This is a genomic window from Bradyrhizobium sp. 138, assembly GCF_023074075.1.
Lineage (GTDB): Bacteria > Pseudomonadota > Alphaproteobacteria > Rhizobiales > Xanthobacteraceae > Bradyrhizobium.
In genome coordinates, this window is record NZ_JADPKT010000073.1 from 28,333 (window position 1) to 53,205 (window position 24,873).

Genomic DNA, 24,873 nt, shown 5'->3' on the forward strand with positions numbered 1-24,873 from the left:
CGTAACCCACCTTCTCTTTCCACGACAAAGCTGGTGGATTACGCCTTCGGCTAATCCACCCTACGGCACCTCGCCTCACCTTACGCCGCCTTCTTGCTCTCCGCGAGCTGCGCCAGTTGCCGCATGATCTCCGTCGTGCCGGCGAGACGCTCTTCCGGGGTCTCCCAGTCCTGCAGGAACACCACCTTCATGTCGGGCCGCACCTTGGCGGCCTGGCCGTGGCTGCGGATGAATGAGACCAGGCGATCGGGATGGGCGAACGAATTGTCGCGGAAGGCGATGACGGCGCCCTTCGGGCCGGCATCGATCTTCCCGACATTGGCTCTGCGGCAGAACGCCTTGATCGCGGCGACCTTGAACAGGTACCGCACCTCGTCCGGCAGCACGCCGAAGCGGTCGCGCATCTCGGCGCCAAAGTTCTCGATCTCCTCCTCGGTGTCGAGGTCGGCGAGGCGCCGGTACAGCGACAGCCGGACCGAGAGGTCGCTGACGTAATCCTCCGGAATGAGCACGGGCATGCCGATCGTGATCGACGGCGACCAGCGGTCGGCGGCGGGCTCGGAGACGCCGGCCTTGAGGTTGACGATCGCCTCCTCCAGCATCGATTGATAGAGCTCGAAGCCGACCTCCTTGATGTGGCCTGACTGCTCCTCGCCGAGCAGATTGCCCGCGCCGCGGATGTCGAGGTCGTGCGAGGCGAGCTGGAAGCCCGCGCCCAACGTCTCCAGCGATTGCAGCACGGTGAGCCGGCGCTCGGCCTGTGCCGTGATCTTCTGCTGCGCCGGCAGCGTGAACAGCGCATAGGCCCGCAGCTTGGCACGGCCGACGCGGCCGCGGAGCTGATAGAGCTGGGCGAGGCCGAACATGTCGGCGCGATGCACGATCAGCGTGTTGGCGTTGGGAATGTCGAGACCGGATTCCACGATCGTGGTCGACAAGAGGATGTCGAACTTGCCGTCGTAGAACGCGGTCATGATGTCCTCGATCACAGCGGGCGGCATCTGGCCGTGCGCGACCGCGACCTTCATCTCCGGGACGTTCTTGTCGAGGAAATCCTTGACCTCGGCGAGGTCGTCGATGCGCGGCACCACGTAGAACGCCTGCCCGCCGCGATAGCGCTCGCGCAACAATGCCTCGCGGATCATCAGGGGATCATGCGGGGCGACGAAGGTGCGCACCGCCAGGCGATCGACCGGGGGCGAGGCGATGATCGAGAGCTCGCGGACGCCGGTGAGCGCGAGTTGCAGCGTGCGTGGGATCGGCGTCGCCGACAGCGTCAGCACGTGCACCTCGGATCGAAGCGCTTTCAGCCGCTCCTTGTGAGTCACACCAAAGTGCTGCTCCTCGTCGACGATGACGAGGCCGAGATCGCGGAATTTGATCGCCTTGCCGAGCAGTGCATGGGTGCCGACGACGATGTCGACCGCGCCGTCGGCAATGCCCTTCTTGACCAGATTGAGTTCCTTGGTCGCGATCAGGCGCGAAGCCTGCGCCACATTCACCGGAAAGCCCTTGAAGCGCTCGGTGAAGGTTCGTGCGTGCTGGCGCGCGAGCAGCGTGGTCGGCACCACGACCGCAACCTGCTTGCCCTCGAGCGCGACGGCAAAGGCGGCGCGCAAGGCCACCTCGGTCTTGCCAAAACCGACGTCGCCGCAGATCAGCCGGTCCATCGGGCGGCCGAGTTCGAGGTCCTTCAGCGTGGATTCGATGGCCCCTAACTGATCCTCGGTTTCGTCATAGGGGAAGCGTGCGCAGAACTCGTCGTAGAGGCCGGGCTGCACCAGAAGCTTGGGCGCCTCGTGCAGATGGCGCGCGGCCGCGATCTTGATCAATTCGCCCGCGATCTCGCGGATGCGATTCTTGAGCTTCGCCTTGCGGGTCTGCCAGCCGCCGCCGCCGAGCCGGTCAAGCTCGACCGGGGTCTGGTCGGAGCCGTAGCGCGACAAGAGCTCGATGTTCTCGACCGGCAGGAACAGTTTTGTCTCGGCGGCATAATGCAGCTCGAGACAGTCATGCGGCGCGCCGGCGACATCCAGCGTTTGCAGGCCGACGAAGCGGCCGATGCCATGGTCGACATGGACGACGATGTCGCCGGCGGCAAGGCTCGTCACCTCCGAGATGAAATTGTCGAGCTTGCGGCTGGCCTTGCGCGGCCGCACCAGGCGGTCGCCCAAAATGTCCTGCTCGCTGATGAGCGCGATCTCGTCGGTCTCGAAACCGCTCTCGAGGCCGAGCACGGCAAGCATGGTCTCGTTGCGCGGGGTGGCCTGCACCGTGCGCCAGGAGTTGACGCTGGTGGTATGGGTCAGCTTGTGGTCGCGCAGCATCGAGGTCATGCGGTCGCGCGAGCCTTCGCTCCAGAGCGCGATCACGACCTTCTTGCGCTGGGCCTGCAGCGCCATCACATGGCTGACCACGGATTCGAACACGTTGACCGTGGTGTCGTTGCGCTCCGGTGCGAAGTCGCGGCCCTTGCGCGCGCCGGCGTCGACGACACTTGTGCCATCGGCCGGAACCGAGAACTGCGTCAACCGCACCAGCGGCATGTCGCGCTCGCGCTTGGTCCACTCCTCGTCGGTGAAATAAAGCCGATCCGGCGGCAGCGGCTTGTAGATCGCGCCGCCGCCCGGATGCTCCATGGCATCGCGGCGAGCCTCGTAATAGTCCAGGATCTGCTTGAAGCGCTCGCGGATTGCATCCTCGGCCTGCGGCTCGATCGCGATTGCCGCGCCTTGGAGATAGTCGAACAGCGTGTCCATCCGGTCCTGGAACAGCGGCAGCCAGTGCTCCATGCCGGGATGACGGCGGCCTTCGCTGACGGCCTCATACAACGCATCGTCGCGCTCGGGCGCACCGAACTCGGCTACATAGCCCATGCGGAAACGACGGATGGTGTCGGTGACGAGCTGGAATTCCGAGATCGGCACCAAATCGAGCGAGCGCATGTCGAGCAGCGTGCGCTGGGTCTCGGCATCAAACGAGCGGATCGATTCCAGGCTGTCGCCGAAGAAATCGAAGCGGACGGGCTGTTCGAGGCCGGCCGGGAACAGGTCCAGAATGCCGCCACGCACGGCATATTCGCCCGGCTCGCGCACGGTCGAGGAGCGGTTGTAGCCATTGTGCTCGAGCCAGGCGACGATGGTGTCCATCGGCACGACGTTGCCGGGCGCCACCGACAGCGCCTGCGCCGCGACCAGCTCGCGCGCGGGCACACGCTGCACGACGGCGTTCACCGTCGTCAGCACGATCAGCGGCTTGTCGCTGCCGGTCAGGGACGCAAGCCGTGCCAGCGTGGTCAGGCGTTGCGCCAGGATGCCGCCATGTGGCGAGACGCGGTCATAGGGCTGGCAATCCCAGGCCGGGAAGGTCAGCACCGGCAGATCGGGGGCGAAGAACTGCAGCGCGCGTTCGAGTTGCCGCATGCGCGGGCCGTCGCGGCAGACCACCGCAAGGCTGACGGCCGGCCTCTTCGGCCGCGCCGCGATGGCCCGGGCGAGATCGGAGACGACGAGGCCTTCGGCGCCCTCCGCGACATTGGCAAGCGTCAGCGCACGGCCGGGCGCTAGCAGCTCGGCCGGGGATTTCATGCCCTGTTTCATACGCCGCCGTCCGCGATCGGATAGGCCTTGATGCGGGCAAACAGAGCGCCGGTGACATCAGCCGGCAGCACCTTATCGCCGGTGATGGCGGCATAGAGATCGGGATCGTTGACCTCGAGCAGCGTCTCGAGCTGCGTCAGCTCGTCATCCGACAGATTGCCGATCTGGGCATCCGCGAAGCGGCCGAGGATCAGATCCATCTCGCGCGTGCCGCGGTGCCAGCAGCGGAACAAAAGCCGCTTGCGGCGATCGTCCAGCCCGCTGCTCGATCGTGTCGTTCCCGTCATGTCTCAAATCCAGTCAAACGCAGAAAGCCCGGACGTGCCGGGCGGGGGTGATATAGCCACTCGGGGTGGCCGTGTCAGCCCTCGATTTGGCATAGCCTGATGCCCGGACGAGGGCTCCGAAAAAAGACGTGGATGCCCGGCATAAAGCCGGGCAAGACGAGCCGAAACGATCCTAGATTCGCATCCATGCGCCCCAGCCTGCTCAATCCGCTGTTTGCTGCCGTGACCAGCCTGCCCGGCGTCGGTCCGAAGCAGGACAAGCTGCTGCAGTACCTGCTCAGCCGCAGCGAGACGCCGCGGCTGGTCGATCTCTTGCTGCATTTGCCGAGCCAGGTGATCGACCGCCGCGCGCGGCCAAAAATCCGCGACGCCGTGCAGGGAACCATGGTGACGCTGGAGGTGACGGTCGACCGCCACCGCCCGCCTCCGCCGCGCAATTCGCGCGCGCCGTATCTGGTCTACGCCAGCGACGACACCGGCGACGTCGTGCTGACCTTCTTTCGCGCCAAGCCGGGCTATGTCGAAAAACTGCTGCCTGTCGGCGAGAAGCGCTACGTCTCCGGCACGCTGCAGATGTACGACGGCATTCCGCAGATCGTGCATCCCGACCGGGTGCTGGATGAGGAAGCGGTCTCGAAACTCTCCGGCATCGATCCGGTCTATCCGCTGACGGAGGGCCTCGCGCTCGGCTCGCTCCGCCGCGCGATCGGGCAGGCGCTGCAGAAGCTGCCGGCACTGCCGGAATGGATCAGCCCGGAGGTGATGCGCCGCTGTAACTTTCCGCCGGTCGCCGAAGCGCTCACCCGCGTGCACCAGCCGGTCGAGCTCTCGGACATCCTGCCCGACCAGCCGTTCTGGTCGCGCCTCGCCTTTGACGAGCTCCTGGCCGGCCAGCTCGCGCTCGCTTTGATCCGCGCGCAACTGCGCCGTCCCGCCGGCGTCCGCAATGCCGGCGACGGACATCTGCGCAACAAGATCATCGACGCCCTGCCTTACGCCCTCACGCCGTCCCAGCGCAGCGCCGCCGCCGCCATCGCCGAGGACCTGCAACAACCCGTGCGCATGCTGCGTCTGCTCCAGGGCGACGTCGGCTCCGGTAAAACAGTCGTGGCGCTGCTTGCTGCCGCCGCCGTCGCCGAGGTCGGCAAGCAGGCGGCGCTGATGGCCCCGACCGAGATCCTGGCGCGCCAGCACATCAAGACCATCGCCCCGCTCGCCGAGCGCGCCGGCATGCGCGTCGCCATCCTCACCGGGCGCGAAAAAGGCAAGGAGCGGCGCGAGCTGCTGGCGCAGCTTGAAGCCGGCGAGATCGACCTGCTCGTCGGCACTCATGCGCTGATTCAGGACGACGTGATCTTCCACGATCTCGCGCTCGCGATCGTCGACGAGCAGCATCGCTTCGGCGTGCGCGAGCGTCTCGCGCTCACGTCCAAGGGCGAAGCCGTCGACGTGCTGGTTCTGAGCGCCACACCGATCCCGCGCACGCTTGTGCTGACCTATTTCGGCGACATGGACATCTCCGAGCTGCGCGAAAAGCCGGCGGGCCGCCAGCCGATCGACACCCGCGCGGTGCCGATGAGCCGGATCAGCGAGGTCATGGAGGGCGTCGGCCGAGCGCTCGAGGCCGGCAAGCTGGTCTACTGGATCTGCCCACTGGTCGACGAATCCGAGGCGGAGGGCACCGAGCATCTCACCAACGCGACCAAGCGTTTCGAAAGCCTGCAAAAGCGTTTCGGCGATCGCGTCGGTCTCGTTCACGGCCAGATGAAGGGCGCGGAAAAAGACCGCGTGATGGGCCAGTTCGCCGCCCACGAGATAGGGCTGCTGGTTGCGACCACAGTCGTCGAGGTCGGCGTCGACGTGCCGGCGGCGACAATCATGGTGATCGAAAACGCCGAGCGCTTCGGTCTCGCCCAGCTGCATCAGCTGCGCGGCCGCATCGGGCGCGGCTCGGAAGCCTCGACCTGCATCCTGCTCTATAGCGAGCCGCTCGGCGAGATGTCGAAGGCCCGGCTGAAGGTGATCCGCGAAACCACCGACGGCTTTCGCATCGCCGAGGAGGATCTCAAGCTGCGCGGCGAAGGCGACGTGTTAGGCGTGCGCCAGAGCGGCCTGCCCGGCTACCGCATCGCGCGCCCGGAGGTGCATGGTCAGCTCATCGCCCAGGCGAGAGACGAAGCGCTGCGGATCCTGAAGGACGATCCGAAGCTCAAGGGCGAGCGCGGCGAGGCGCTACGCTGCCTGCTGTATCTCTACGAGCGCGACGAGGCGATCCCTCTGATCGGGGCGGGTTGAGGGCTTCCGCGAAGGTGGCACGAGAGGGACTCGCAGAGTTTCCTCCTCGTCATTGCGAGCGCAGCGAAGCAATCCAGAGTGCCTCCGCGGAAAGATTCTGGATTGCTTCGCTGCGCTCGCAATGACGCGGATGGAGTCGTTGCAGAAGTCCTACCCTTTCCCCGCGGCCAACTTCATGAAATCCTCCCACCATGCGCCGGATCATCGTCGTTGGCTCCCAGAGTAGCGGAACGGTTCGACTGGAAGTTGATGCGCGAAGCATGGCGCTACGACACCGAGCGCGTGCCGGTCATCGAGGCCGAGCGCATCCAATATAGCCCTGACGTCCCGGTCGTACGCCTGAGATGCGACCGGGACATCCAGGGCTTTCTGGGCTCGGTTTCAGCGCAGCGCAGAGACCGTGCCTGATCCATCATTTGCAGCCGCAGGCAAGATGTATCGATCTAACAAGTCCAGCTCCGGCGCGACCATGTTTTTGGACTGCCGGGACGCGTTGAAGACGACAACCATGTCGAGCGCGGGGATTACGATGATCTTCTGGGAGTTGAAGCCCTTCGCGGCAACCCATTGCACGTCACGGCCCTTGTCCAGTGATCGACCAAGCCACCACTGATACCCATAGCCAGCAGAGAGCGGCTCATCCGTCTTGATTTGCTCGGCCGTCGATTGAGCCACCCAGGATGCGGAAACGATCTGCTGCCCCTCCCAAACGCCACGGTTGAGAACGAGCTGGCCGATTTTCGCCCAGTCGCGGGGGCGCAGGCTCAGCCCGTGAGCCGAGGTCGGAAGACCGCTAAGCGGATCCCGGGACCAACTCACATCCTTGATGCCGAGCGGAGCGAACAGGTCCTCTTGAGCAAGCACATCGACAGCCTTGCCTGTGACTTTTTTCAGGATGGCTCCAATAAGCTCCGTTTCCCCATCGCTGTATGCGAAAGCAATACCGGGAGCTCCGCTCGAGCCCAGTCCCGCTGACATCGTCAGCAGGTGGCGCAGGGTAATCGGATCCTTGCCGGGCATACGGAGATCGGCATTTTCCGGAAAGTACGAAACAACGGGAACATCCAGATCGCTGATCAAGCCGCGATCCATGGCGATGCCGACCAGCAACGAGACGACACTCTTGGTCATGGAATAGCCGTTGTGCCGCGTGGCCGCGTCGAAACGCGAGTAGTGGCGCTCGTAGACGAGCACGCCGTGACGAACGATGACAACGCCGTCCACGTTGGCGAGCTTGCCACCGCTGATGCCGTCGCCCATCGCGCAAAGCAGCGTCGCATTCACCCCCTGCTTTTCCGGCGAGGTCATCGTCCATCCGTCATGGACGTCCGCCGGAATGCCGCAGTCGGATGGGGCTTCGGCCCCGAACACAAATTGAGCCCCGAGGGGACTCAGGGTGAAGACACACAACGCCGCAACAACACTGCCCCACGTCCGCATGTCAGGTTTCTCCGCGACCATTTCCCACGACGGTCGAGAGTTGGTCTTGCGTGTGTCCCTTTTGCGGCGCCGTGGACTTGAAAGATGCTCAAACTGGCTGCGGCAACGCCTGATTGTTGAGCGACCGACCTAAGCCTTCTTCCGCGCGATGCTCGCCGCGAACGCCTTCAGTAGCCCCGCATCCACCGCCTCGCCCTTCGCATCCTCCGCCAGATGCTCGAACCATCGCGCAAAACCCTCGTAGATCTGGCTCGCGGGATGATCAGGCCCAAGGAAACCTGAAATCTCCCGCATCTCCGCGACCCAGCGATAGGCTTTCGGGATCATGTCCGGCAGCGCGACTTCGAGCCGGGCCAGGATCGCGGGCTGGCTCAGCGCAAGCTCGTCGCGCAGCGCGTCCGCCGCGCCCGCTTTCGTTGCCGCGATCACCATGGCCGAGCCGATGCCGGCGAGGCCTTTCACGATGCCGGCGTAGGACATTTTCAGCGCGGAGGCCGCGCCGACCGGGCCTGCGACGATCCGCACGTCGAGGCCGAGATCCTTCAGCACGGCGACATCCTTGGCGTATTCGCCGGACATGTAGAAGGCCGGGCTCTTGGCCCCGGGCTGCGGTGGGAAGCCGATGATGCCGCCATCGACGAACGGGGCCTGCGCCGAGCCGATGATCTCCTCGATCCGCAACACGGTATCGACGTTGACGGCGTTGCAATCGACCACGATCGGCTTCTTCTCCCGCCTGACGATCAGCCCCGCCAGCCGCTCCGCCAGTGCGACGGCTTCGCCCGGCGGCACGATCGAAAGAATGATGTCGGCACCTGCGATCGCGTCGTCATCGGCACCGACCATGCCGGCGTCGGCTGCGCGCTTCAATGTTGCCTCGCTGCGCCCCTTCAAGGACGTCAGCACGCGCGCGCCGTGCTCGCTGAGGCGGCGGGCGACGGCGCTGCCCATGGCGCCGGGCGCGAGGATCGCAATGGTTTTGGACATGATGCACTCCAGATCGAACGCCGAGCGAGGCGCCCGGCTCGACAGGAGACTAGCAGAGGATGTCAGCGCGCGCGTGACCGACGCCATCCCGCAAGGGAATGGCCCTACTCCACCTTCGCAGGCTCGGGCTGAAGCGCCGACGCGTTGGCGATACGCGCGGCATTCGCCACGCCGGCGAGCGCCGCGGCTTTCTTCGGATCGGGCGCCGAGCCCGGCTGCACCACGCCGGCCGACATGATCAGCGTCGCCGCGTCCTCGGCGGTGAGATCGACCTCGATGATCTTGCTCTTCGGAACATAGAAGAAGAAGCCGGTGGTCGGGTTCGGCGAGCACGGCAGGAACACCGAGACGTGCTCCTCCTGCCCCGGCAGGTTGCGCGCAATGTCCTCGTTCGGAGACTGCGAAATCAGCACGATCGACCACATACCCGGCGAGGGAAACTCGACGAGGCCGACCTTGCGAAAGCTAGAGCCCTTGCCCGAGAACAGCGTCTCGAACACCTGCTTCAAGCCGCGATAGATCGCGCGCACCGCCGGGATCCGGCCGAGGAAAGTTTCGCCGACGTCGACCAGCGTCCGGCCGATCAGATTGGCCGCGAGGAAGCCGACCAGAGTCAGCGTGAAGAACGCGACAACCAGCCCCCAGCCGGGAATGACATACGGCAGATAGGTTTCCGGCCGGTACGCGAGCGGCACGAACGGCCGCACCACGCCGTCGACCCAGGTGACGAACCACCAGACCAGATACAGCGTGATGGCGATCGGCCCTGTGACGATGAGGCCGGTCAGGAAATAATTGCGGAAGCGGCCCATCAGGCCGGTATGAGGTTCCGGCAGGGGATCAAGAGGCGCAGGCGCGTCGTCGCGGGGGGTCATTCGGGTTCCAAGTCGGTCGCAGCACACAAGCTAGGGTCTTCTAGCAGGTTTTGGAAGACCGCGACCGGTTGATATCCCTTCTGCCTATTCCACGGTCACCGATTTCGCGAGGTTGCGCGGCTGGTCGACGTCGGTGCCCATCACGACCGCCGTGTGATAGGCGAGCAGCTGCACGGGGACGGCATAGACCATCGGGGTGAAGGCCGCGGCCATGTCGGGCATGACGATGGTGACGAGGGAATCCACCGTCGCCTCTTCCGCGCCCTTGGCGTCCGTCATCAGGATGATGTTGCCGCCGCGGGCGGCGACCTCCTGCATGTTGGAGACCGTCTTTTCGAACACCCGGTCGTAAGGGGCGATGACGACGACCGGCATGGTCTCGTCGATCAGCGCGATCGGCCCGTGCTTGAGCTCACCGGCGGCATAGCCCTCGGCGTGAATGTAGGAGATCTCCTTCAGCTTCAGCGCGCCTTCGAGCGCGAGCGGAAAGCTGGTGCCGCGGCCGAGATAGAGCACGTCGCGGGACTTGGCGATCCGGTGCGCGAGCTTTTCGATCTGCAGCTCGGTGGTGAGCGCATCCGCCATCAGGCGCGGGATCTCGACCAGGCCGTGAACCAGCTTGGTCTCGTCCTCGTCGGACAATTCGCCGCGCGCCTTGCCGGCCGCGATCGCAAGGTTTGCCAGCACCATGAGCTGACAGGTGAAGGCCTTGGTCGAGGCGACGCCGATCTCGGGGCCGGCCAGCGTCTGCAGCACGGTCTCGCTCTCGCGCGCGATCGTCGAGGTCGGCACGTTGACGACGGCGACCGTGTGCACGCCCTCGGCCTTGGCATAGCGCAGTGCCGCCAGCGTGTCGGCGGTCTCGCCTGACTGCGAGATGAAGATGGCGAGATCGCCCTTGCGCAAGGGCGCTTCGCGGTAGCGGAACTCGGAGGCGACATCGACCTCGACCGGCAGGCGCGCAAAGCGCTCGAACCAGTATTTTGCGACGTAGCCGGCATAGCTCGCGGTGCCGCAGGCGGTGATGTTGATACGCTGGATATTCTTGAAGTCGAAGGGCAGCTTGACGGGCAACGCGACGCGCTCGGTCGCCATGTCGACATACCGCGCCAGCGTGTGGCCGACCACTTCAGGCTGCTCGTGGATCTCCTTGGCCATGAAGTGGCGGTAATTGGCCTTGTCGACCAGCGAGGTCGAGGCGGCGTGCCTGATCTTGTCGCGCTGGACGGCATGGCCGTCCTTGTCGAAGATCGTTGCGCTCTTGCGCGTCAGCACGACCCAGTCGCCGTCTTCGAGATAGCTGATCGTGTCGGTGAACGGGCCGAGCGCGATGGCGTCCGAGCCGAGATACATCTCGCCGTCGCCATAGCCGATCGCGAGCGGCGGGCCGTTGCGGGCACCAATCATGAGATCGTCGTCGCCGGCGAAGATGAAACCGAGGGCGAAGGCGCCGCGCAAGCGCGCCAGCGCCAGCTTGACGGCTTCGACCGGCTTGTTGCCCCGCGCGAGCAAATCGTCGACGAGATGCAGCACGATCTCGGTGTCGGTCTCGGTGTGGAACACCGCGCCGTTCTTCTCGAGCTCCTCGCGCAGCTCGCGGAAGTTCTCGATGATGCCGTTATGGACCACGGCGACGCGCTCGGTCGCGTGCGGATGGGCGTTGTTGACGGTCGGCTTGCCGTGGGTGGCCCAGCGGGTGTGGCCGATGCCGGTCGCGCCCTTGAGCGGCTCGGCTTCCAGCCGCTTCTCCAGATTCTTCAGCTTGCCTTCGGCGCGACGGCGCTCGATATGCTTGCCTTCCAGCGTGGCAACGCCGGCCGAGTCGTAGCCGCGATATTCAAGACGTTTGAGCGAATCCACCAGTTGCTCTGCTACCGGTTCGCGCCCGAGAATGCCGACAATCCCGCACATGCGGATCACTATCCCCCAAATCGTCGAAAAATCGCCTAAACGACGCGCCCGGTTTTTAGCGAAATTCGGAGGGAACCATATACTCAATAATTATTGCGGATTGAGACAGCATGGACCGCAACCTGAGCTTCGCCTGCGTCGAATTGGCCGGCCTTAAACCGCACGCGTTAACTTGCTGTCAATATGTTTGGCCAACGATTCCGGTCCAGGAGAGCATGGCCATGAAAGGCTCGTCCGACCGCAAAGGTCTGTCACCGATCCACCTGCAAGCCAGCGAGACCACCAGCACGCATCTCTCGCACTGGCCGCCGCCCCTCCGTGCCAAGGAGCGGGGCAAGGACTCCAAGCCTGTCCTCGTCAGCCAGACTGCCAGCGAACCGGCAAAGCGCGCCGGGCCGCGCGGATGGCGTCTGCAGCGGGCGATGTTTTCGAAGACCGACGAGGACGACTAGCGCCGCTCATTTCTCCGGCTTCTTGCCGCCCGTCTTCATCTCGCGGTAGCGCGCCGCGCCGCCTTCCCGGATGGTCTGCTGGTTGCGCTCGAGCGCCATGGCGTCGTCGGGCACGTCACGGGTGATTACCGAACCGGAGCCGATATAGGCGCCGTTGCCGATTCTGACCGGCGCGACCAGCGAGGAGTTGGTGCCGACGAAGGCGCCCTTCCCGATCATCGTCTTGTGCTTGCTGAAGCCGTCGTAGTTGCAGGTGATGGTGCCGGCGCCGATGTTGGAGTTGGCGCCGACGGTGGCATCGCCGATGTAGGAGAGATGATTGACCTTGACGCCGGCCTCCAGCGTCGCGGCCTTGGTCTCCACGAAATTGCCGATCCGCGCGCCGTCGCCGAGCGAGGTACCGGGCCGCAGCCGCGCATAGGGACCGATCGAAACGTTCTTGCCGAGCGTCGTCTGGACGATGTGCGAGAAGGAATGGATCACGGTGCCGTCGGCGATCGACACGCCGGGGCCGATCACCACGAACGGCTCGATGGTCACATCCTTGCCGAACACGGTGTCGGCGGCGAGATAAACGGTTTCAGGCGCGATCAGCGTGACGCCGGCCTCCATTGCCGCTTTCCGCAAGCGCGCCTGCATCACGGCCTCCGCCTCGGCGAGTTGTGCCTTGGTGTTGATGCCGCGCACCTCGTCCTCGCTGGTCTCGATCACCACGGACTCCCATCCTTGCTTGCGGACGATCTCGACCGCGTCCGTCAGATAATATTCGCCCTTGGAATTGGCATTGCCGATTTGCCCGAGGATTTGAAGCGCCCGGCGCCCGTCGATCGCCATCACGCCGGCATTGCACAGATCGATCTTGCGCTCCTCAGGGCTCGCATCGGCCTGCTCGCGGATCGCGACCAGGCGTTCGCCCTCGACGATGAAGCGGCCATAGCCGGTGGGATCGGCGGCGCGGAAGCCGAGCGCGGCGATCGCAGCGCCCTTGGCGAGCGGCGCGCGCAGCCGCGCAAAGGTCTCGGCCGAGATCAGCGGCGTATCGCCGAAGGCAATCAGGAGATCATCGACTCCGCGTCCGATCGCCTCGCGCGCCGCCAGCACCGCATGCGCGGTGCCGAGCCGCTCGGCCTGCACGAAGGTGAGCGCGTCGGGCCTGATGCGCTTCGCCTCGTCCGCGACCGCCTGGTGGTCGGGACCGATCACGACCGCGAGCGCGGTGCCGGTTCCCTTGGGTGTCGCAGCGAGCACGTGGGCAAGCAGCGTTTGCTGAGCGACCGGATGCAGCACTTTCGGCAGGCTCGATCGCATGCGCGTGCCTTCGCCGGCGGCGAGCACGATCGTGAGGCTGGAACGGGCGGTCATCGAAATCCTGTCAGATATTGCCGAATCAATTGGCGCGACGGGCGGCGGGTCATCCTGAAATGCTCTCGCCTTGCTACCCCCGCAAACGCCCGGAATTCAAGTGCGACGGGGTTTTCCTGTTAATGTTCCCTGATTGATTCGGGGAAGCTTCGGGGTTGGGCACTTAAGGTTCATGGCAAAGGATTCCGACCCACTGGCGGATGCCTTCGGCACCAAGGAGACCGGCGGCCTGTTCTCCGGACTTGTAGCCGAGGAAAGCGCGTTCGACCGCCGCATGATGTGGCGGCTGGGCTCGTGGGGCGTGGCGGCCGTGAGCGCCGTCACCATCGCGGTGATCGCCAACCAGGCCGGGCTCGGCTGGCGGCGCGACCAGCTTGCCTCCGCCGATCTCGCGCGCCAGGCCGACCGGCTCCAGCTGCTGACCAAGGACAGCCAGAACGAGGCCCGCCGCCTCGCCGCCGCCATCGACACGCTGAACGGCGACCGCGACCGGCTCTATTCGCGCGTCACCGTGCTGGAGCAAGGGCTCGATTCCGTCACCGGCGCCATCGCCAAGCAGACGACCCCGCCGCCTCAGGCCGGCAAGCCGCAGGATGCTGTGCCTGCCGCCCCCAGCGTCGCGCCGGTCGCCTCGACGCCCGCGTCCGCTGGCGACAAGCCGCGCACCGAGGCCGCCAAGGACGCGCCCAAGGAAACGAAGGAAGCGTCCAAGGACACTGCAAAGGAGCCGCCGAGCCCGCCACCGCAGACCGCGGCCGCCGCCTCGCTCGTGCAGCAATCGCCTTCCATGAATTCGGCGTTGCCGACCATTCCGCTCGTGCCGTCCAAATCGATCATGGCGCCACCCGATCCGGCTGCGTCGAAATTGATTCAGCCTGAGACAAACGAGAAGGCCACCGAGAAGAAGGCCGAGCCGGCGCCCGCTCCAACCGAAGTCGTCGCGACCGCCGCAAAGCCACCGGAAACAGCCGAGAACGAATCCCCCGCGATCGCGGTTCAGCAGACGCGTTTCGCGATCGATCTCGGCGGTGCCAATTCGATCGACGGCCTGCGCGCGCTCTGGCGCGGCGTGACCAAGTCCAATCCGGAAGTCGCAGCGCTGCGACCGATCATCATGATCAAGGAAGGCACCACTGGGCTCGGCATGCAGCTCCGCCTCGGTGCCGGCCCCCTCGTCAACGCTGCCGCCGCCGCAAAATTCTGCGCGAGTCTCGCCGAGAACGATCGTCACTGCGAGACCACCGTCTTCGACGGCCAGCGCCTGTCGATGCGTGGCTCGGAAAAGACGCAAGACAAGGGACAAGAGAAGTCTCAAGACAGGGTTCAAGAGAAGAACGCGGAGAAAACTCAGGACGCGGTCCCGCAAGCCGAAACCGCGCCTGCACCCAGCGCCAAGCCCGAGAAGCCGCAGCGCCGCCGCAGCTACTCCTCGAAACGCACCAAGCGCGAGGAGCCCGCGCCCGCCCCTCCGGCTTCGCCGGCGCCGGCGAAGCCGGAGGCCGCGTCTGCCTCCGCGGGATCGACGCTATCGTCATTCTTCAGGCGGTGAGTCTTGCGCCTCTCCAGGGCGGAAGCCGCGTCGACCTGAACGTACGGTGAATGCCGGCGTGTTTATGCACGCGGCAATGCGCCTAAATTTCGGTCCGCCAGAGAAACCACCCGCTGATTGCCAAGTTGTCCCGGTCCTGAACCGGAGCGGCCGACCTGCGACATCGCTTGCGCCGCCTCCATGACCACGGGAGAGACAGACGTGAAGACATTGATCATCGCGACGGCCGCGCTTCTGGCGACATCCTCGGCGTTTGCCCAAACGACAAAATCGCCGGGCGCTTCGAGCAACGCGCCGGGTCAGCAGATGCAGAATACGACGAAGCCTTCGACGGCGCCCGGCGCTTCCGAATATGCGCCCGGTCACCAGACCAATACCACCGCGGGACCGGGTCACTCGGAGAGCGCGCCCGGACAGAAGATGCACAACACCACCGGCTCGAGCACCAAGAAGAAGTAGTAGGGCGCGGTCGAGCTCGCTCGACAATGGCAGTCGGCGCCGACCCGGTCGGCGCCGTTGCTTTGTCAGGCGGCGCGGCGCGCCCCGCAGGACGGTCGATGATCGTTCAAAGGAATATTTGTAGCTCGCGCGCCGTACAGAAACTTCCGCCTGCCCTGTTGCCTGCCCGCGCCATCCCGACCATATTGCCGCCATGACAAAAAAGCCCTTCCGCCTCACGCCCTACCAGGTGCAGTTCCTGCTCGTCGTCGGTTTCGTCACCGTCGGCTGTGCGCTCTACGTGCGCTATCTCGCGATCGAGTTCTCGCAGGTCGCCCTCGCCTGCGACGCCGGGCTTCAGACGCTGGTCTGCAAGGCGCGGTCGGTCTCGACCGTGCTGTTCAAGAATTCGGTGTTCGGGATCGTTGCGCTGGTCGTTGCGACGCTGAACCTGATGCGCCCCTCGGTCGTGCTGCTCACGGTCGGCATCATCGCCGCCGGCCTCGGCATCGTGCTCTACAATGTCGTGCTGTCGGGCCTGGCGATCGGCCTGTTCATTCTTGGCTTTGCTCGGCCCGCGCCCGCCACAGCGTGAGCGCGAACAACAGATAGATCGCGCAGGTCCACAGCGACTGCCAATTGTCGCGGCCCTCGTTGAAGAGCACGAAGACGGCCGACAGCGCCAGCACAGCTGCGAACACCGCTTCGGCGATCGGACGCTGGCCGATCTGCGGCCGGTTCAGCATCAGAAGCGCAAACGGCACCACCGCCATCGTCAGCGCGGCATAGGGGAAATCCTTGTAGCGTGGGTCGAACACGAAGCCGAGCGCGGTCGCAGCCGCGATCACCGCCGTCACCGCGAGCGTGAGGCCGAGCACGGCGGTGAGCTTCGACCATTTGCGCCCCTCGCGCGGGCCGAGCAGGTCGAGGAAGGTCGGAAGGCTACGGCCGATCACCATCGCCTGCGCGCAGAAGATCGGCGACAGGATGCCGGAAAGCAGCAGTGCGCCCCACAGCAGCCAGCCGCCGATGCCGTAGCTCTCGTAATACATCTTGTCGGCGCCGATCCCGAGCAGGCTCCCCGCCGTCGTCGCCGAGATGGCGACACCGAGCCAGGCCGAAAAGCGCGGCGTCCAAGGCCGCCGGCGCAGCGTGATCAGCGCCACCGCGAACACCAGCACCGACAGGCCCATGCCGGCGCCCATGTACCATTTCCAGTACGGGAAATTGCTGATCGGCTCGCCCGGCGGATATTTCAGGCTGCGGCGCACCGAATCGTACAGGCCCCAATAGCCGCCGACGGTGCCTTCCAGCTTGCGCTTCCACGGCTGGTCGTAGGACTCGATCAGATTGACGCGGAACTTCTGTGCCTTCGCCAGGCTCAGGATTTCCGAGACGACGCGCGCCTGGTTGGTGCGCGAGGGCAACGAGCCGTCGCGCATGCGCCCTTCGCTCGGCCAGCCGGTTTCGCCGATCAGGATCTCCTTGCCGGGGAACGCCACCGCCATACGCTCGCGGATCGCCTCGACATGGGCGGAGGCGAATTTCGCCTTGACCGGGAAATCCTCCCAATAGGGCAGGATGTGGATCGTGACGAAATCGACGACGTCATAGACCTCGCGGTTCTTCAGCCAATATTCCCAGACGTCGGCATAGGTGACGGGCACGCTGACCTGCGCCTTCACCGAGCGGATGATGGAGACGAGGTCGGCCGTCGTCATCTCGCCGCGCAGCATCACCTCGTTGCCGACGATGAGCGTGGTGATGATGGAGGGGAATTCCTTGGTGAGGCGGACGGCGAGTGCGACCTGCTCGAAATTCTTCGTGCGGTTGCTGGAGAGCCAGATGCCCTGCAGCACTTTCAGCCCGCCGACCTTGGCGGCGATCGCCGGCACCTGGTCGAGCCCGTTCTCCATCGAATAGGTGCGGACGCAGTCGGTGATCTGCTTGAGCTGGCGCAGATCCTGCTCGATCTGCTCGGCATCGATATGGGTCCACGCCTCCAGCGGCGTCTGCTCGCCGCGGAACGGCGCGTAGGAGACGCATTGGACCTTCTCGGCGGGATCGATCGGGGCGCGCGCGAGCGTGATCGGCGTCGCCAACCACCACCACACGGCAGCAATCGCACCCAGTGAAACGAGCAGAAGCGCCAGTGGCGTACGAAGAGAAATCGGTTCCGTCCTCCGCGAAGGGTCCGTCGATTACCTGCTTGCACGCCGTCTGCCAAGGGGGTGCTCCGGTGCGGATCCGTTCCTCCCCCAGGGAAAACCGGCTGCGGCGGTTCGACCGGGGTCTAGCATCGTGACTTTGCTGGACAAAATTCCAAATACAGGTCATGGACTCCGAAAGACTTTTCCGCCGCATTGGAGACCCATTTGGACGCCATCACCGGCGCGTCCGCGGGATCCTGACGCGGACGGCCAGCGGATACATTGGGGAATTCATGCGGCAACGGGTGTTCGAGTCACGAAATGCGGTCCTGCGGCAGTTCGCCGCCACCTTGGCCGTCTCCTGCCTTCTCGCTCTCGCCGGTCTCGGTGGCGCCTCCGCCCAGAGCGGCACCCCCGCCCCGGACCAGGGCAAGGCTACCGCCCAGCCCGCCGACGCCGCCAAGGACGCCGCCCAGAACCAGCGCCGCACCGACGAGTTCGCCGAAGCCGCCCAGGTCATCAACGGCCCGGCCGGCAACCCCGAATGCGTCTGGCTCGGCCGGCGCGTGGTGCGGCTGATGTGGCGGGATGATCTCGATACCGCGTTCCGCCATCTCGACCTCTACGACCGCTTCGGCTGCCCCGGCGGCCACATCCAGGCCGCGTTCCGCTGCCTGACCCGGTTCGGCGCCCAGATCGATCCGAAGGTCGCCGAGACCCTGGACAGCCGCGTGCACGCCTGCTGGATCAACCCGGCAGCCCAGCCGCAGCAGGCGGCCGCGAGTGCCGCCCAGCCGGCCGCACCCGCTGCCAACAATGCACAGCCCCAGCCGGCCGCGAGCCCCTCGCCTGCGGCAAGTCCGACGCCGGCGCCCCAGAAATAATCGCGGGTCGTTTCAGCTCTCGTTCAGGAACGATCGGCCATAGACGCGGTTGGCACTGCCACGCGTTTTCTGGAAAAGGCCATGCCCTCATAAGGACATGAGGCCATGACAGTTGAGAAACCGCGCGGCAGAGGTATGCTCCCTTTGCCGCGGACTTGGTCGGATCTCGGGGTCGGATCCGCTTCCCTGCCCCCTCAGCCCCTTTTGGTTTAGCCGCGATGCGCGTTGTCGCCGCCGTTCTATTGCTCGTGTCTGCGCTTCACGCAGGGCTTTGGGGAGTCCTGCGCGACAAGGAACCCGCGCCCGACTTCAAGGGCTTGCTGCCGAGCCTCTCCTACACCCCGTTCGAACCCGGCCATGTCGTCGACAACAACGTCGATCCCGACAAGATTCGCGCCGACATGAAAAAGCTCTCCACCGTCACGCGCGCCATCCGCTCCTACTCTGCGACGGAAGGCAACGAGCTGGTGCCGCCAATCGCCGCCGAATTCGGCATCAAGGTCACGGTCGGCGCCTGGATCGACAAGGACGAAGACCGCAACGAGCGTGAGATCAAGGCCGCCATCGAGCTTGCCCGCAAGAACAGCAACGTGATCGGCATCGTCGTCGGCAACGAGGTGATCTTCCGCGGCGAGCAGAAGGCCGAGGACCTCGTCGGCAAGATCAAGAAGGTCAAGAGCGCGGTCCGTGTTCCCGTCACAACGGGTGAAATCTGGAACATCTGGCGCGATTTTCCGGACCTCGCTTCCAGCGTGGATTTCATTGCCGCCCACGTCCTGCCCTACTGGGAAAACTTCCGCTCGGACCAGGCGGTCGACCAGGCCGTCGACCGCTATAACCTCTTGCGCAATTTGTTCCCCGGGAAGCGCATTGTGATCGCCGAGTTCGGCTGGCCGAGCGCCGGCTACAATCTGCGCAATGCCGACCCCGGCCAGTTCCAGCAGGCGCTGACGCTGCGCAACTTCGTCAGCCGCGCCGAGGCTCTCGGCATGGAATACAACATCGTCGAGGCGATCGATCAGCCCTGGAAGTTCTTCGAAGGTGGTGTCGGCCCGTACTGGGGAATCCTCAACGCCAGCCGCGAGCCGAAATTCGCCTGGACCGGCCCCGTCGAGAACCCCGACCACTGGAAGCTGATGACGGTCGCGCTCCTGGTCGGCATCCTCCTGTCGTTGCCGATCATGCGACTGTCGCAGCCGACTGCACCGCAGGCGTTCCTGCTCTCGGTCACCGCCAACGGCGTCGGCGCCTGGGCCGCGACCGTGTTCGCCTATTGGAACGGACACTACTTCCTGTTCGGCTCGGCCTTCGCGCTGACGCTCGGCATGATCCTGCTTGTTCCCCTCGTCCTCATCGCGATGGCGCGCATCGACGAGATCGCCGCGGTCGCCTTCGGCCGGCCGCCGCAGCGGCTGATCACGAAGGACAAGCCGGTCGAGAACGTGCCCGAGGATTACTATCCGAAGGTCTCGATCCACATCCCCGCCTATTTCGAGCCGGTCGACATGCTCAAGCAGACGCTGGATGCGTTGTCGCGGTTGAACTATCCGAACTACGAATGCGTCGTCATCATCAACAACACGCCGGATCCCGCCTTCTGGCAGCCGATCCAGGACCATTGCCGCGCGCTCGGGGAACGCTTCAAGTTCATCAACGCCGAGAAGGTGCAAGGCTTCAAGGCCGGCGCGCTTCGGATTGCGATGGACCGCACCGCCGCGGATGCCGAGATCATCGGCATTCTCGATGCCGACTATGTCGTCGAGCCCGACTGGCTTAGAGATCTCGTGCCCGCTTTCGCCGATCCGCGCGTTGGCCTCGTGCAGGCGCCGCAGGAGCACCGCGACGGCGACCTGTCGATCATGCACTACATCATGAACGGCGAATATGCCGGCTTCTTCGACATCGGCATGGTCCAGCGCAACGAGCTCAACGCCGTCATCGTGCACGGCACGATGTGCCTGATCCGCCGCTCTGCGATGGACATGGCCGGCGGCTGGTCGTCCGATACGATCTGCGAGGATTCGGATCTCGGCCTTGCGATCCAGGAGCTCGGCTGGACCACGCACTACACCAACACCCGCTACGGCGCGGGCCTGCTGCCTGACACCTATGAGGCCTTCAAGAAGCAGCGTCACCGCTGGGCCTATGGCGGCCTGCAGATCGTCAAGAAGCACTGGCGCCGCTTCCTGCCCGGCGCGAGCCGGCTGACATCCGACCAAAAGCGCGAATATGGCCTCGGCTGGCTGAACTGGCTGGGCGCCGAGAGCCTCGGCGTGGTGGTGGCGCTGCTCAACCTCGTCTGGGTGCCGATCGTCGCCTTCGCCGACATCGCCATTCCCGACAAGATCCTGACGCTGCCGATCATCGGTGCCTTCATCGTCTCGCTGGCGCACTTCCTGTCGATGTACCGCGCCCGCGTCGCGATCAAGCCCGGCCAGATGCTGGGCGCCATGATCGCCGCGATGAGCGTGCAGTGGACGGTGTCGCGCGCGGTGGCGCAGGGCCTCATCACCGAGCACATCGCCTTCGCCCGCACCTCCAAGGGCGGCCTCAGCCGAATGTCGATCGAGTTCCAGGCGTTCTGGGAGGCCGTGATCGGCACCCTGCTCGTGGTCGGCGCCGGCGTCCTGATCGCCTCCAACAGCTACCGCCAGATCACCGAGATCTACATCTTCGCCGGCGTGCTGGTGCTGCAGAGCCTGCCGTTCCTGGCCGCCGTCGCCATCGCCATCCTCGAGCTCAGCCGCATCAACTCGTTCCAGTTCTGGCGCGACAGCGCCATCCGCACTGCCGAGCTGATCGGCCTTCGCCCGGTTGCGCTGCCGCCGGTGGGAGCGCCGCAGCCGGTGCCGAACGAGGTTCGGCGGGAGATGAACTGACGAGCTCCCAGCCAGTTGGGGCCTCGTCATCGAAAGTCACATGCTCTTCGACGTGGATGATGGCCCGCCAATCGGGTTGAGAATTCCGGCCTAAGCCGCGGAGACCGCGAGCAAATCCCCGCCCCTGCCGAGACTTTCAGCAGCCCCCCGCACTATTGACCTGCGCAGCCACTGCCCCTACACAGCGCAGGCCGAAAGCATGATCCGGAAACAGCCGGTTTTCCCCGCGACGCCCTTTAGCGCAGCGGCAAGACATGCTTCTCGAATGTCCGAACACGATGGCAATCTCCTCAAGCCATCAGCGGCCATGGGAGCGCGTAGCTCAGCCGGTAGAGCACGTGACTTTTAATCACGGGGTCCTGGGTTCGAGCCCCAGCGCGCTCACCAAAGCCGGATCAATTACTCAAAAGTCGTTTCCGCGCTCCCGGGCGCCTTGGCGCGCGTCTTGCCATAGAGACCTCCCAAGCATGGAGGCGTGCACCGATGGCACAACGAGTTCGTGTTCCTAGACGCCCAAGGCCCAGTTTGAAGCATATCGCGCGCAAGCTGGTTAGATTGCTGGACGCGATCGATGAGCTCGAAGACCTGAAAGAAAGGGTCCAGGCCGCCGAAGCCTCGCGCGTCCTGCATTAGAGCGCCCGAAAGTCCACTAAACTCGTTCGCGACTCTTGCGGGCTGCGGTTATTCGGATGAGTGCACGACTCCACGTACTAAGTGCATTGTCACCCAAATAGCCTACGAAATAATCCTCAAAGGCCGCCAAGTGACCGACCGAATTGCCCGCGATGGGATTCGCAAGAGCTCAACCATCCTACGCGCCGTTCATGCGGCGCCGACTTCGTCGACGCGTGCAACGCCTCCTTCGCCTCAAAAGCGCGCCAAATTCCGATAGAGTCCAGTAGTCGCCCCGAGATGAACCGCACGCAGCATGCGCCTACTGTGCCCTCCCCACTTGGGCATTTCGGCGATGGTTTGCGTAGCGAAAGACAGTCCGCCCGTTCTGATCTGCTCCAAGTGCGGACGGCCGATGACGTTTTTGGCGACGCTACCAGCAATCCTCACGCTTCCCGCCGAGCATGCTTACCTGTGCCGTCCCTGTCGGCGGGTGGATACCATCCCGCTGGATTGAGGCCGGAATTGCCGAGCTAGCGCCCGCTGCGGTAGACCGTGCTCTCAACTGCCGCACCCTGCCATTGCTTGGCATCCGCGGCTGCTCTAGGCAGCCTGGCCTCAAAAAGCCGGAAGACAACCGGCCCGAAACGTGTAGGATTCACCAAAACCGGAGGAGCGGCATGTTTGAAATCAACGGTTTCGACACGGCGGGCGTCGTCAGCCTCAAGCGGGCTTCACTCGCCGCCGCCCTCAAGAAGGCCAAAGAGCTTGTCGAGGACGGGTGCTGGGACGTTCGGGTCGTTGATCCCAGCGGCCGCGTCTACACCTCGTTTGAAGAGCAGGCCGCCTAGCTCCGAACGATAACTTTGCGCCATCCGCCTCGGCCGGCCTTCGACGAGGCATTGCTCAGCCAGCCCCGTGTTGCTTTGCGGCTTCACAAGCTGCCGAGATTAGTGCGCACTCTTCCCATCACACTAGCCGACCGTCGGCAGACGCGCGTTGAGTTGCCAGTCCAGTGGTTTGGGAGCAGGCTCCCTCAAGGCGCTTCAAGACGCCGCACGGGAGAGACACATGAAGGAACAGGGCCTGGATGGCCGCCACCGCGACAAGGACGGCGGGATCAGCAAGAAGCACGGCAACACGCTGGTCGGCACATTGCGCAAGATCTACGGAAAGGGTTTTGCGGCCGGGTATCCCGATGCGACGCCACTCAGCGAGGTCCTGGCCCAGCTGAACGAGACGTCGCTCAGCCAGTTGCGCCGCGATCACGACACCGGGCATTTGGGACACAAAATCGATCACGCCTTGAAGTGACCGGACGACCATGACAGCTCGTAGGATGGGTTGAGCTCTTGCGAAACCCATCTACGCGTTGCGATGAGCGCTATCGCTGTCCCGACGATTGCTGGAGCAGTCCGAACAGCCGCGAGGTAGCGACCGAAATTCTGGCGATGGGTTTCGCAAGAGCTCAACCCATCCTACGCGCTAGCTCTCTGGCGCCGACACGGCCGCCGGCACGCTCAGCGGAGCGCCACCAACCGAAACCGGCCCCAGAGGCCCAAGAGGTTTGGTCTCCCGAACGATCCGCTTGCGCATCGCGGCGGACAGTCCATAGCGCGCATGCGCCCTTCGAATGGAGGACGTGACGTCCGACATCGCCATCGTGCTTTGCAGCGTATCGACCTTCGCGATCAGCGTCGACAGCTGCGAGGAAATCTTCTTCACATCGACCCGTTCGTCGGTGATGCTCTGTCGCAGGGACAGCAGCAGCATTGAATCCTGCTGCAGCAAAACCGAGTTCTGATCCGCGGCCTGGTTGTTCTGCTGCAGCAACGCGGTGTGTTGCTGCTGGGCAGCCTGAATGTCCTTCAACGCAGCGAAAACGGGATCCGGCTTTGGCTCGGACGCTTCGAGGCGCGGGAGCAGTTCGGCCAGGCGGCTGACGTTCAGCGACGAAAAATCAGATGGCGAGGTATAGATGGCCGCCGCGCCGTTGATGGCCAGGGCACACACCGAAAAGGCCAGGATTGATTTGCGCCTGGACCGCTTGACCGGCTCCGGAGCTTGGGGAGTTTCGGATTCATGCGCTGCCGCGGCGTCTGCCAGTGCGACAGCGTCGAGCTCTTCTGCGAAGCTTGCCGTTTCGAAAGTCGCGGTCATCTGCGTTGACCCCAATGAGCGAGCAAAAGGAAGCCGCCCCTGGAACGCCCTCGCGACGTACCGTTTACGCAGCACCCATACACAACTGCCTAAAATTGTGAGCATTCTGAATTAATTCCACGTTAGCGGCCGGGCCGGCCCAAGGGCCGGGCGACCCCGGCCGATTACGGGGGCGGAGCGAAGAGCAGAGGCTTTACGCTGACATTCCCGTGGGCAAAGCGACTTGTGCGGCGAAGCTCGGAGAGCGAAGGCGGAAGCGTGCCCACGCGCCTGTGGCCGGATCGGAAAGATCATAGGCACGACGCTTCGCGCCTTTGCCCATTCTACGGCAGCCGTTGCAGGCTCAACATTTCGAAGGACGGATTATCCAAAGCGGGCGAACATCCCTGTTTTGCCCGACGCCGCAAACGCGCCCATTCCGCCGGATTCAAAAGTCCTTGCGCCAGTAGCACTTAGCTACTGTGCATGGGGTTGTTTTCGCCTTTTTGATGCGCTCTCCCCCTCAACCGGCAGCTCGAACAGCTTTCTCCACCGACCCAGCGGCGCGTCCCGCATCGGGCTGTGGTCGAGAGCGATGACGCATTGCGCCGGTTCTGTCTCGTCGCCCCTTCGCTCGCAGGCTACAAACCTGACGGTATCGGGCTCGGAACGCGTCTGGGCGACACAGTTGTTCGTCGCTCGACCTGCGCTTTGGCGTCCAGCACCTTGTCCCCAGCCCGTGCGGCTCGTGGCCCTCTGATCTGGTCCGAAAGACTTGGGCCTCTTCCCGGCAGACCTACTGAGCCAGACTTGGTGTTTCCTTGGGCCTGTGTTGCCGGCCGGAAGCTGTTTCGCGAGGGGACCGTGGCCAATTGATCCTCATTGCTCGTGCCGCTCCCAATTGCGCCGATCGGCAGACCATTTGGAGCGTGACCGACCCCGGCATTTTTCGCCGCCTGGGCTGCCGCCCGCGACCTCGCGGGCGTCGCGGACTGAACGTTCGGATTGATCGGT

The 24,873-nt window shown here is 64.7% G+C and carries 18 protein-coding genes and 1 tRNA gene; 10 read left to right on the forward strand and 9 right to left on the reverse strand.

What is annotated here, in order from left to right; translation table 11 throughout:
- Window positions 1-80: 80 nt before the first annotated feature.
- A complete protein-coding gene (gene mfd, locus IVA79_RS25155; RefSeq protein WP_247557971.1) occupies window positions 81-3,599 on the reverse strand; it encodes a transcription-repair coupling factor in 3,519 nt (1,172 codons plus the stop codon).
- Complete coding sequence (locus IVA79_RS25160) at window positions 3,596-3,886, reverse strand: succinate dehydrogenase assembly factor 2 (RefSeq protein ID WP_247557973.1); 291 nt, start codon at window positions 3,884-3,886, stop codon at window positions 3,596-3,598. The genes mfd and IVA79_RS25160 overlap by 4 nt, the downstream gene beginning before the upstream one ends.
- A gap of 186 nt (window positions 3,887-4,072) precedes the next feature.
- Here IVA79_RS25160 and recG point away from each other — a divergent pair, with 186 nt between their 5' ends.
- Window positions 4,073-6,181, forward strand: a complete 2,109-nt coding sequence (gene recG / locus IVA79_RS25165; protein WP_247557975.1) for an ATP-dependent DNA helicase RecG — start codon at window positions 4,073-4,075, stop codon at window positions 6,179-6,181.
- A 381-nt stretch (window positions 6,182-6,562) separates the two neighbouring features.
- Here the strand turns inward: recG and IVA79_RS25170 are convergent, their stop codons facing one another.
- From IVA79_RS25170 to glmS, 4 genes are all read right to left on the reverse strand, one after another.
- Complete coding sequence (locus IVA79_RS25170; RefSeq protein ID WP_247557977.1) at window positions 6,563-7,621, reverse strand: serine hydrolase; 1,059 nt, start codon at window positions 7,619-7,621, stop codon at window positions 6,563-6,565.
- Window positions 7,622-7,750: 129 nt separating this feature from the next.
- Window positions 7,751-8,608, reverse strand: coding sequence for an NAD(P)-dependent oxidoreductase (locus IVA79_RS25175; RefSeq protein ID WP_247557980.1), 858 nt, complete (start codon window positions 8,606-8,608; stop codon window positions 7,751-7,753).
- A gap of 104 nt (window positions 8,609-8,712) precedes the next feature.
- Window positions 8,713-9,483 carry a DUF502 domain-containing protein gene (locus IVA79_RS25180; protein ID WP_247557982.1) on the reverse strand — a complete coding sequence of 257 codons (771 nt, stop codon included), beginning with the start codon at window positions 9,481-9,483 and terminating at the stop codon, window positions 8,713-8,715.
- An 84-nt stretch (window positions 9,484-9,567) separates the two neighbouring features.
- Complete coding sequence (gene glmS / locus IVA79_RS25185) at window positions 9,568-11,394, reverse strand: glutamine--fructose-6-phosphate transaminase (isomerizing) (protein ID WP_247557984.1); 1,827 nt, start codon at window positions 11,392-11,394, stop codon at window positions 9,568-9,570.
- A gap of 221 nt (window positions 11,395-11,615) precedes the next feature.
- On the opposite strand from glmS, the gene IVA79_RS25190 reads away from it, so the two are divergent.
- Window positions 11,616-11,846: a hypothetical protein gene (locus IVA79_RS25190; RefSeq protein WP_247557986.1), complete on the forward strand. Its 231-nt coding sequence runs from the start codon at window positions 11,616-11,618 to the stop codon at window positions 11,844-11,846.
- A 6-nt stretch (window positions 11,847-11,852) separates the two neighbouring features.
- On the opposite strand, the gene glmU is transcribed toward IVA79_RS25190, so the two are convergent.
- On the reverse strand, window positions 11,853-13,208 hold the full coding sequence (glmU, locus tag IVA79_RS25195) for a bifunctional UDP-N-acetylglucosamine diphosphorylase/glucosamine-1-phosphate N-acetyltransferase GlmU (protein ID WP_247557988.1): 1,356 nt from the start codon (window positions 13,206-13,208) through the stop codon (window positions 11,853-11,855).
- A gap of 172 nt (window positions 13,209-13,380) precedes the next feature.
- On the opposite strand from glmU, the gene IVA79_RS25200 reads away from it, so the two are divergent.
- From IVA79_RS25200 to IVA79_RS25210, 3 genes are all read left to right on the forward strand, one after another.
- Window positions 13,381-14,757, forward strand: coding sequence for a hypothetical protein (locus IVA79_RS25200; protein ID WP_247557990.1), 1,377 nt, complete (start codon window positions 13,381-13,383; stop codon window positions 14,755-14,757).
- A gap of 201 nt (window positions 14,758-14,958) precedes the next feature.
- Window positions 14,959-15,216, forward strand: coding sequence for a hypothetical protein (locus tag IVA79_RS25205; RefSeq protein ID WP_247557992.1), 258 nt, complete (start codon window positions 14,959-14,961; stop codon window positions 15,214-15,216).
- 193 nt (window positions 15,217-15,409) lie between these two features.
- Window positions 15,410-15,790, forward strand: a complete 381-nt coding sequence (locus IVA79_RS25210; protein ID WP_247557993.1) for a hypothetical protein — start codon at window positions 15,410-15,412, stop codon at window positions 15,788-15,790.
- On the opposite strand, the gene IVA79_RS25215 is transcribed toward IVA79_RS25210, so the two are convergent.
- Window positions 15,750-17,309 carry a beta-(1-6) glucans synthase gene (locus IVA79_RS25215; RefSeq protein ID WP_247557995.1) on the reverse strand — a complete coding sequence of 520 codons (1,560 nt, stop codon included), beginning with the start codon at window positions 17,307-17,309 and terminating at the stop codon, window positions 15,750-15,752. The two genes, IVA79_RS25210 and IVA79_RS25215, sit on opposite strands and share 41 nt — an antisense overlap.
- A gap of 329 nt (window positions 17,310-17,638) precedes the next feature.
- Here IVA79_RS25215 and IVA79_RS25220 point away from each other — a divergent pair, with 329 nt between their 5' ends.
- The 5 genes from IVA79_RS25220 (at window position 17,639) to IVA79_RS25240 (ending at window position 23,034) form a co-directional block, all read left to right on the forward strand.
- Entirely contained in the window at window positions 17,639-18,229 is a 591-nt protein-coding gene (locus IVA79_RS25220; RefSeq protein ID WP_247558285.1) for a beta-1-3, beta-1-6-glucan biosynthesis protein, read from the forward strand.
- A 218-nt stretch (window positions 18,230-18,447) separates the two neighbouring features.
- Window positions 18,448-21,108, forward strand: coding sequence for a glycosyltransferase (locus IVA79_RS25225; RefSeq protein WP_247557997.1), 2,661 nt, complete (start codon window positions 18,448-18,450; stop codon window positions 21,106-21,108).
- 311 nt (window positions 21,109-21,419) lie between these two features.
- Window positions 21,420-21,495: transfer RNA gene (locus IVA79_RS25230), tRNA-Lys, on the forward strand.
- Between the two features lie 905 nt (window positions 21,496-22,400).
- The gene (locus IVA79_RS25235; RefSeq protein ID WP_164718586.1) at window positions 22,401-22,571 is read left to right on the forward strand and encodes a hypothetical protein; all 171 of its coding nucleotides are present in this window, start codon (window positions 22,401-22,403) and stop codon (window positions 22,569-22,571) included.
- 220 nt (window positions 22,572-22,791) lie between these two features.
- On the forward strand, window positions 22,792-23,034 hold the full coding sequence (locus IVA79_RS25240; protein ID WP_247557999.1) for a hypothetical protein: 243 nt from the start codon (window positions 22,792-22,794) through the stop codon (window positions 23,032-23,034).
- Window positions 23,035-23,205: 171 nt separating this feature from the next.
- On the opposite strand, the gene IVA79_RS25245 is transcribed toward IVA79_RS25240, so the two are convergent.
- On the reverse strand, window positions 23,206-23,880 hold the full coding sequence (locus IVA79_RS25245) for a hypothetical protein (RefSeq protein ID WP_247558001.1): 675 nt from the start codon (window positions 23,878-23,880) through the stop codon (window positions 23,206-23,208).
- Between the last annotated feature and the right edge of the window lie 993 nt (window positions 23,881-24,873).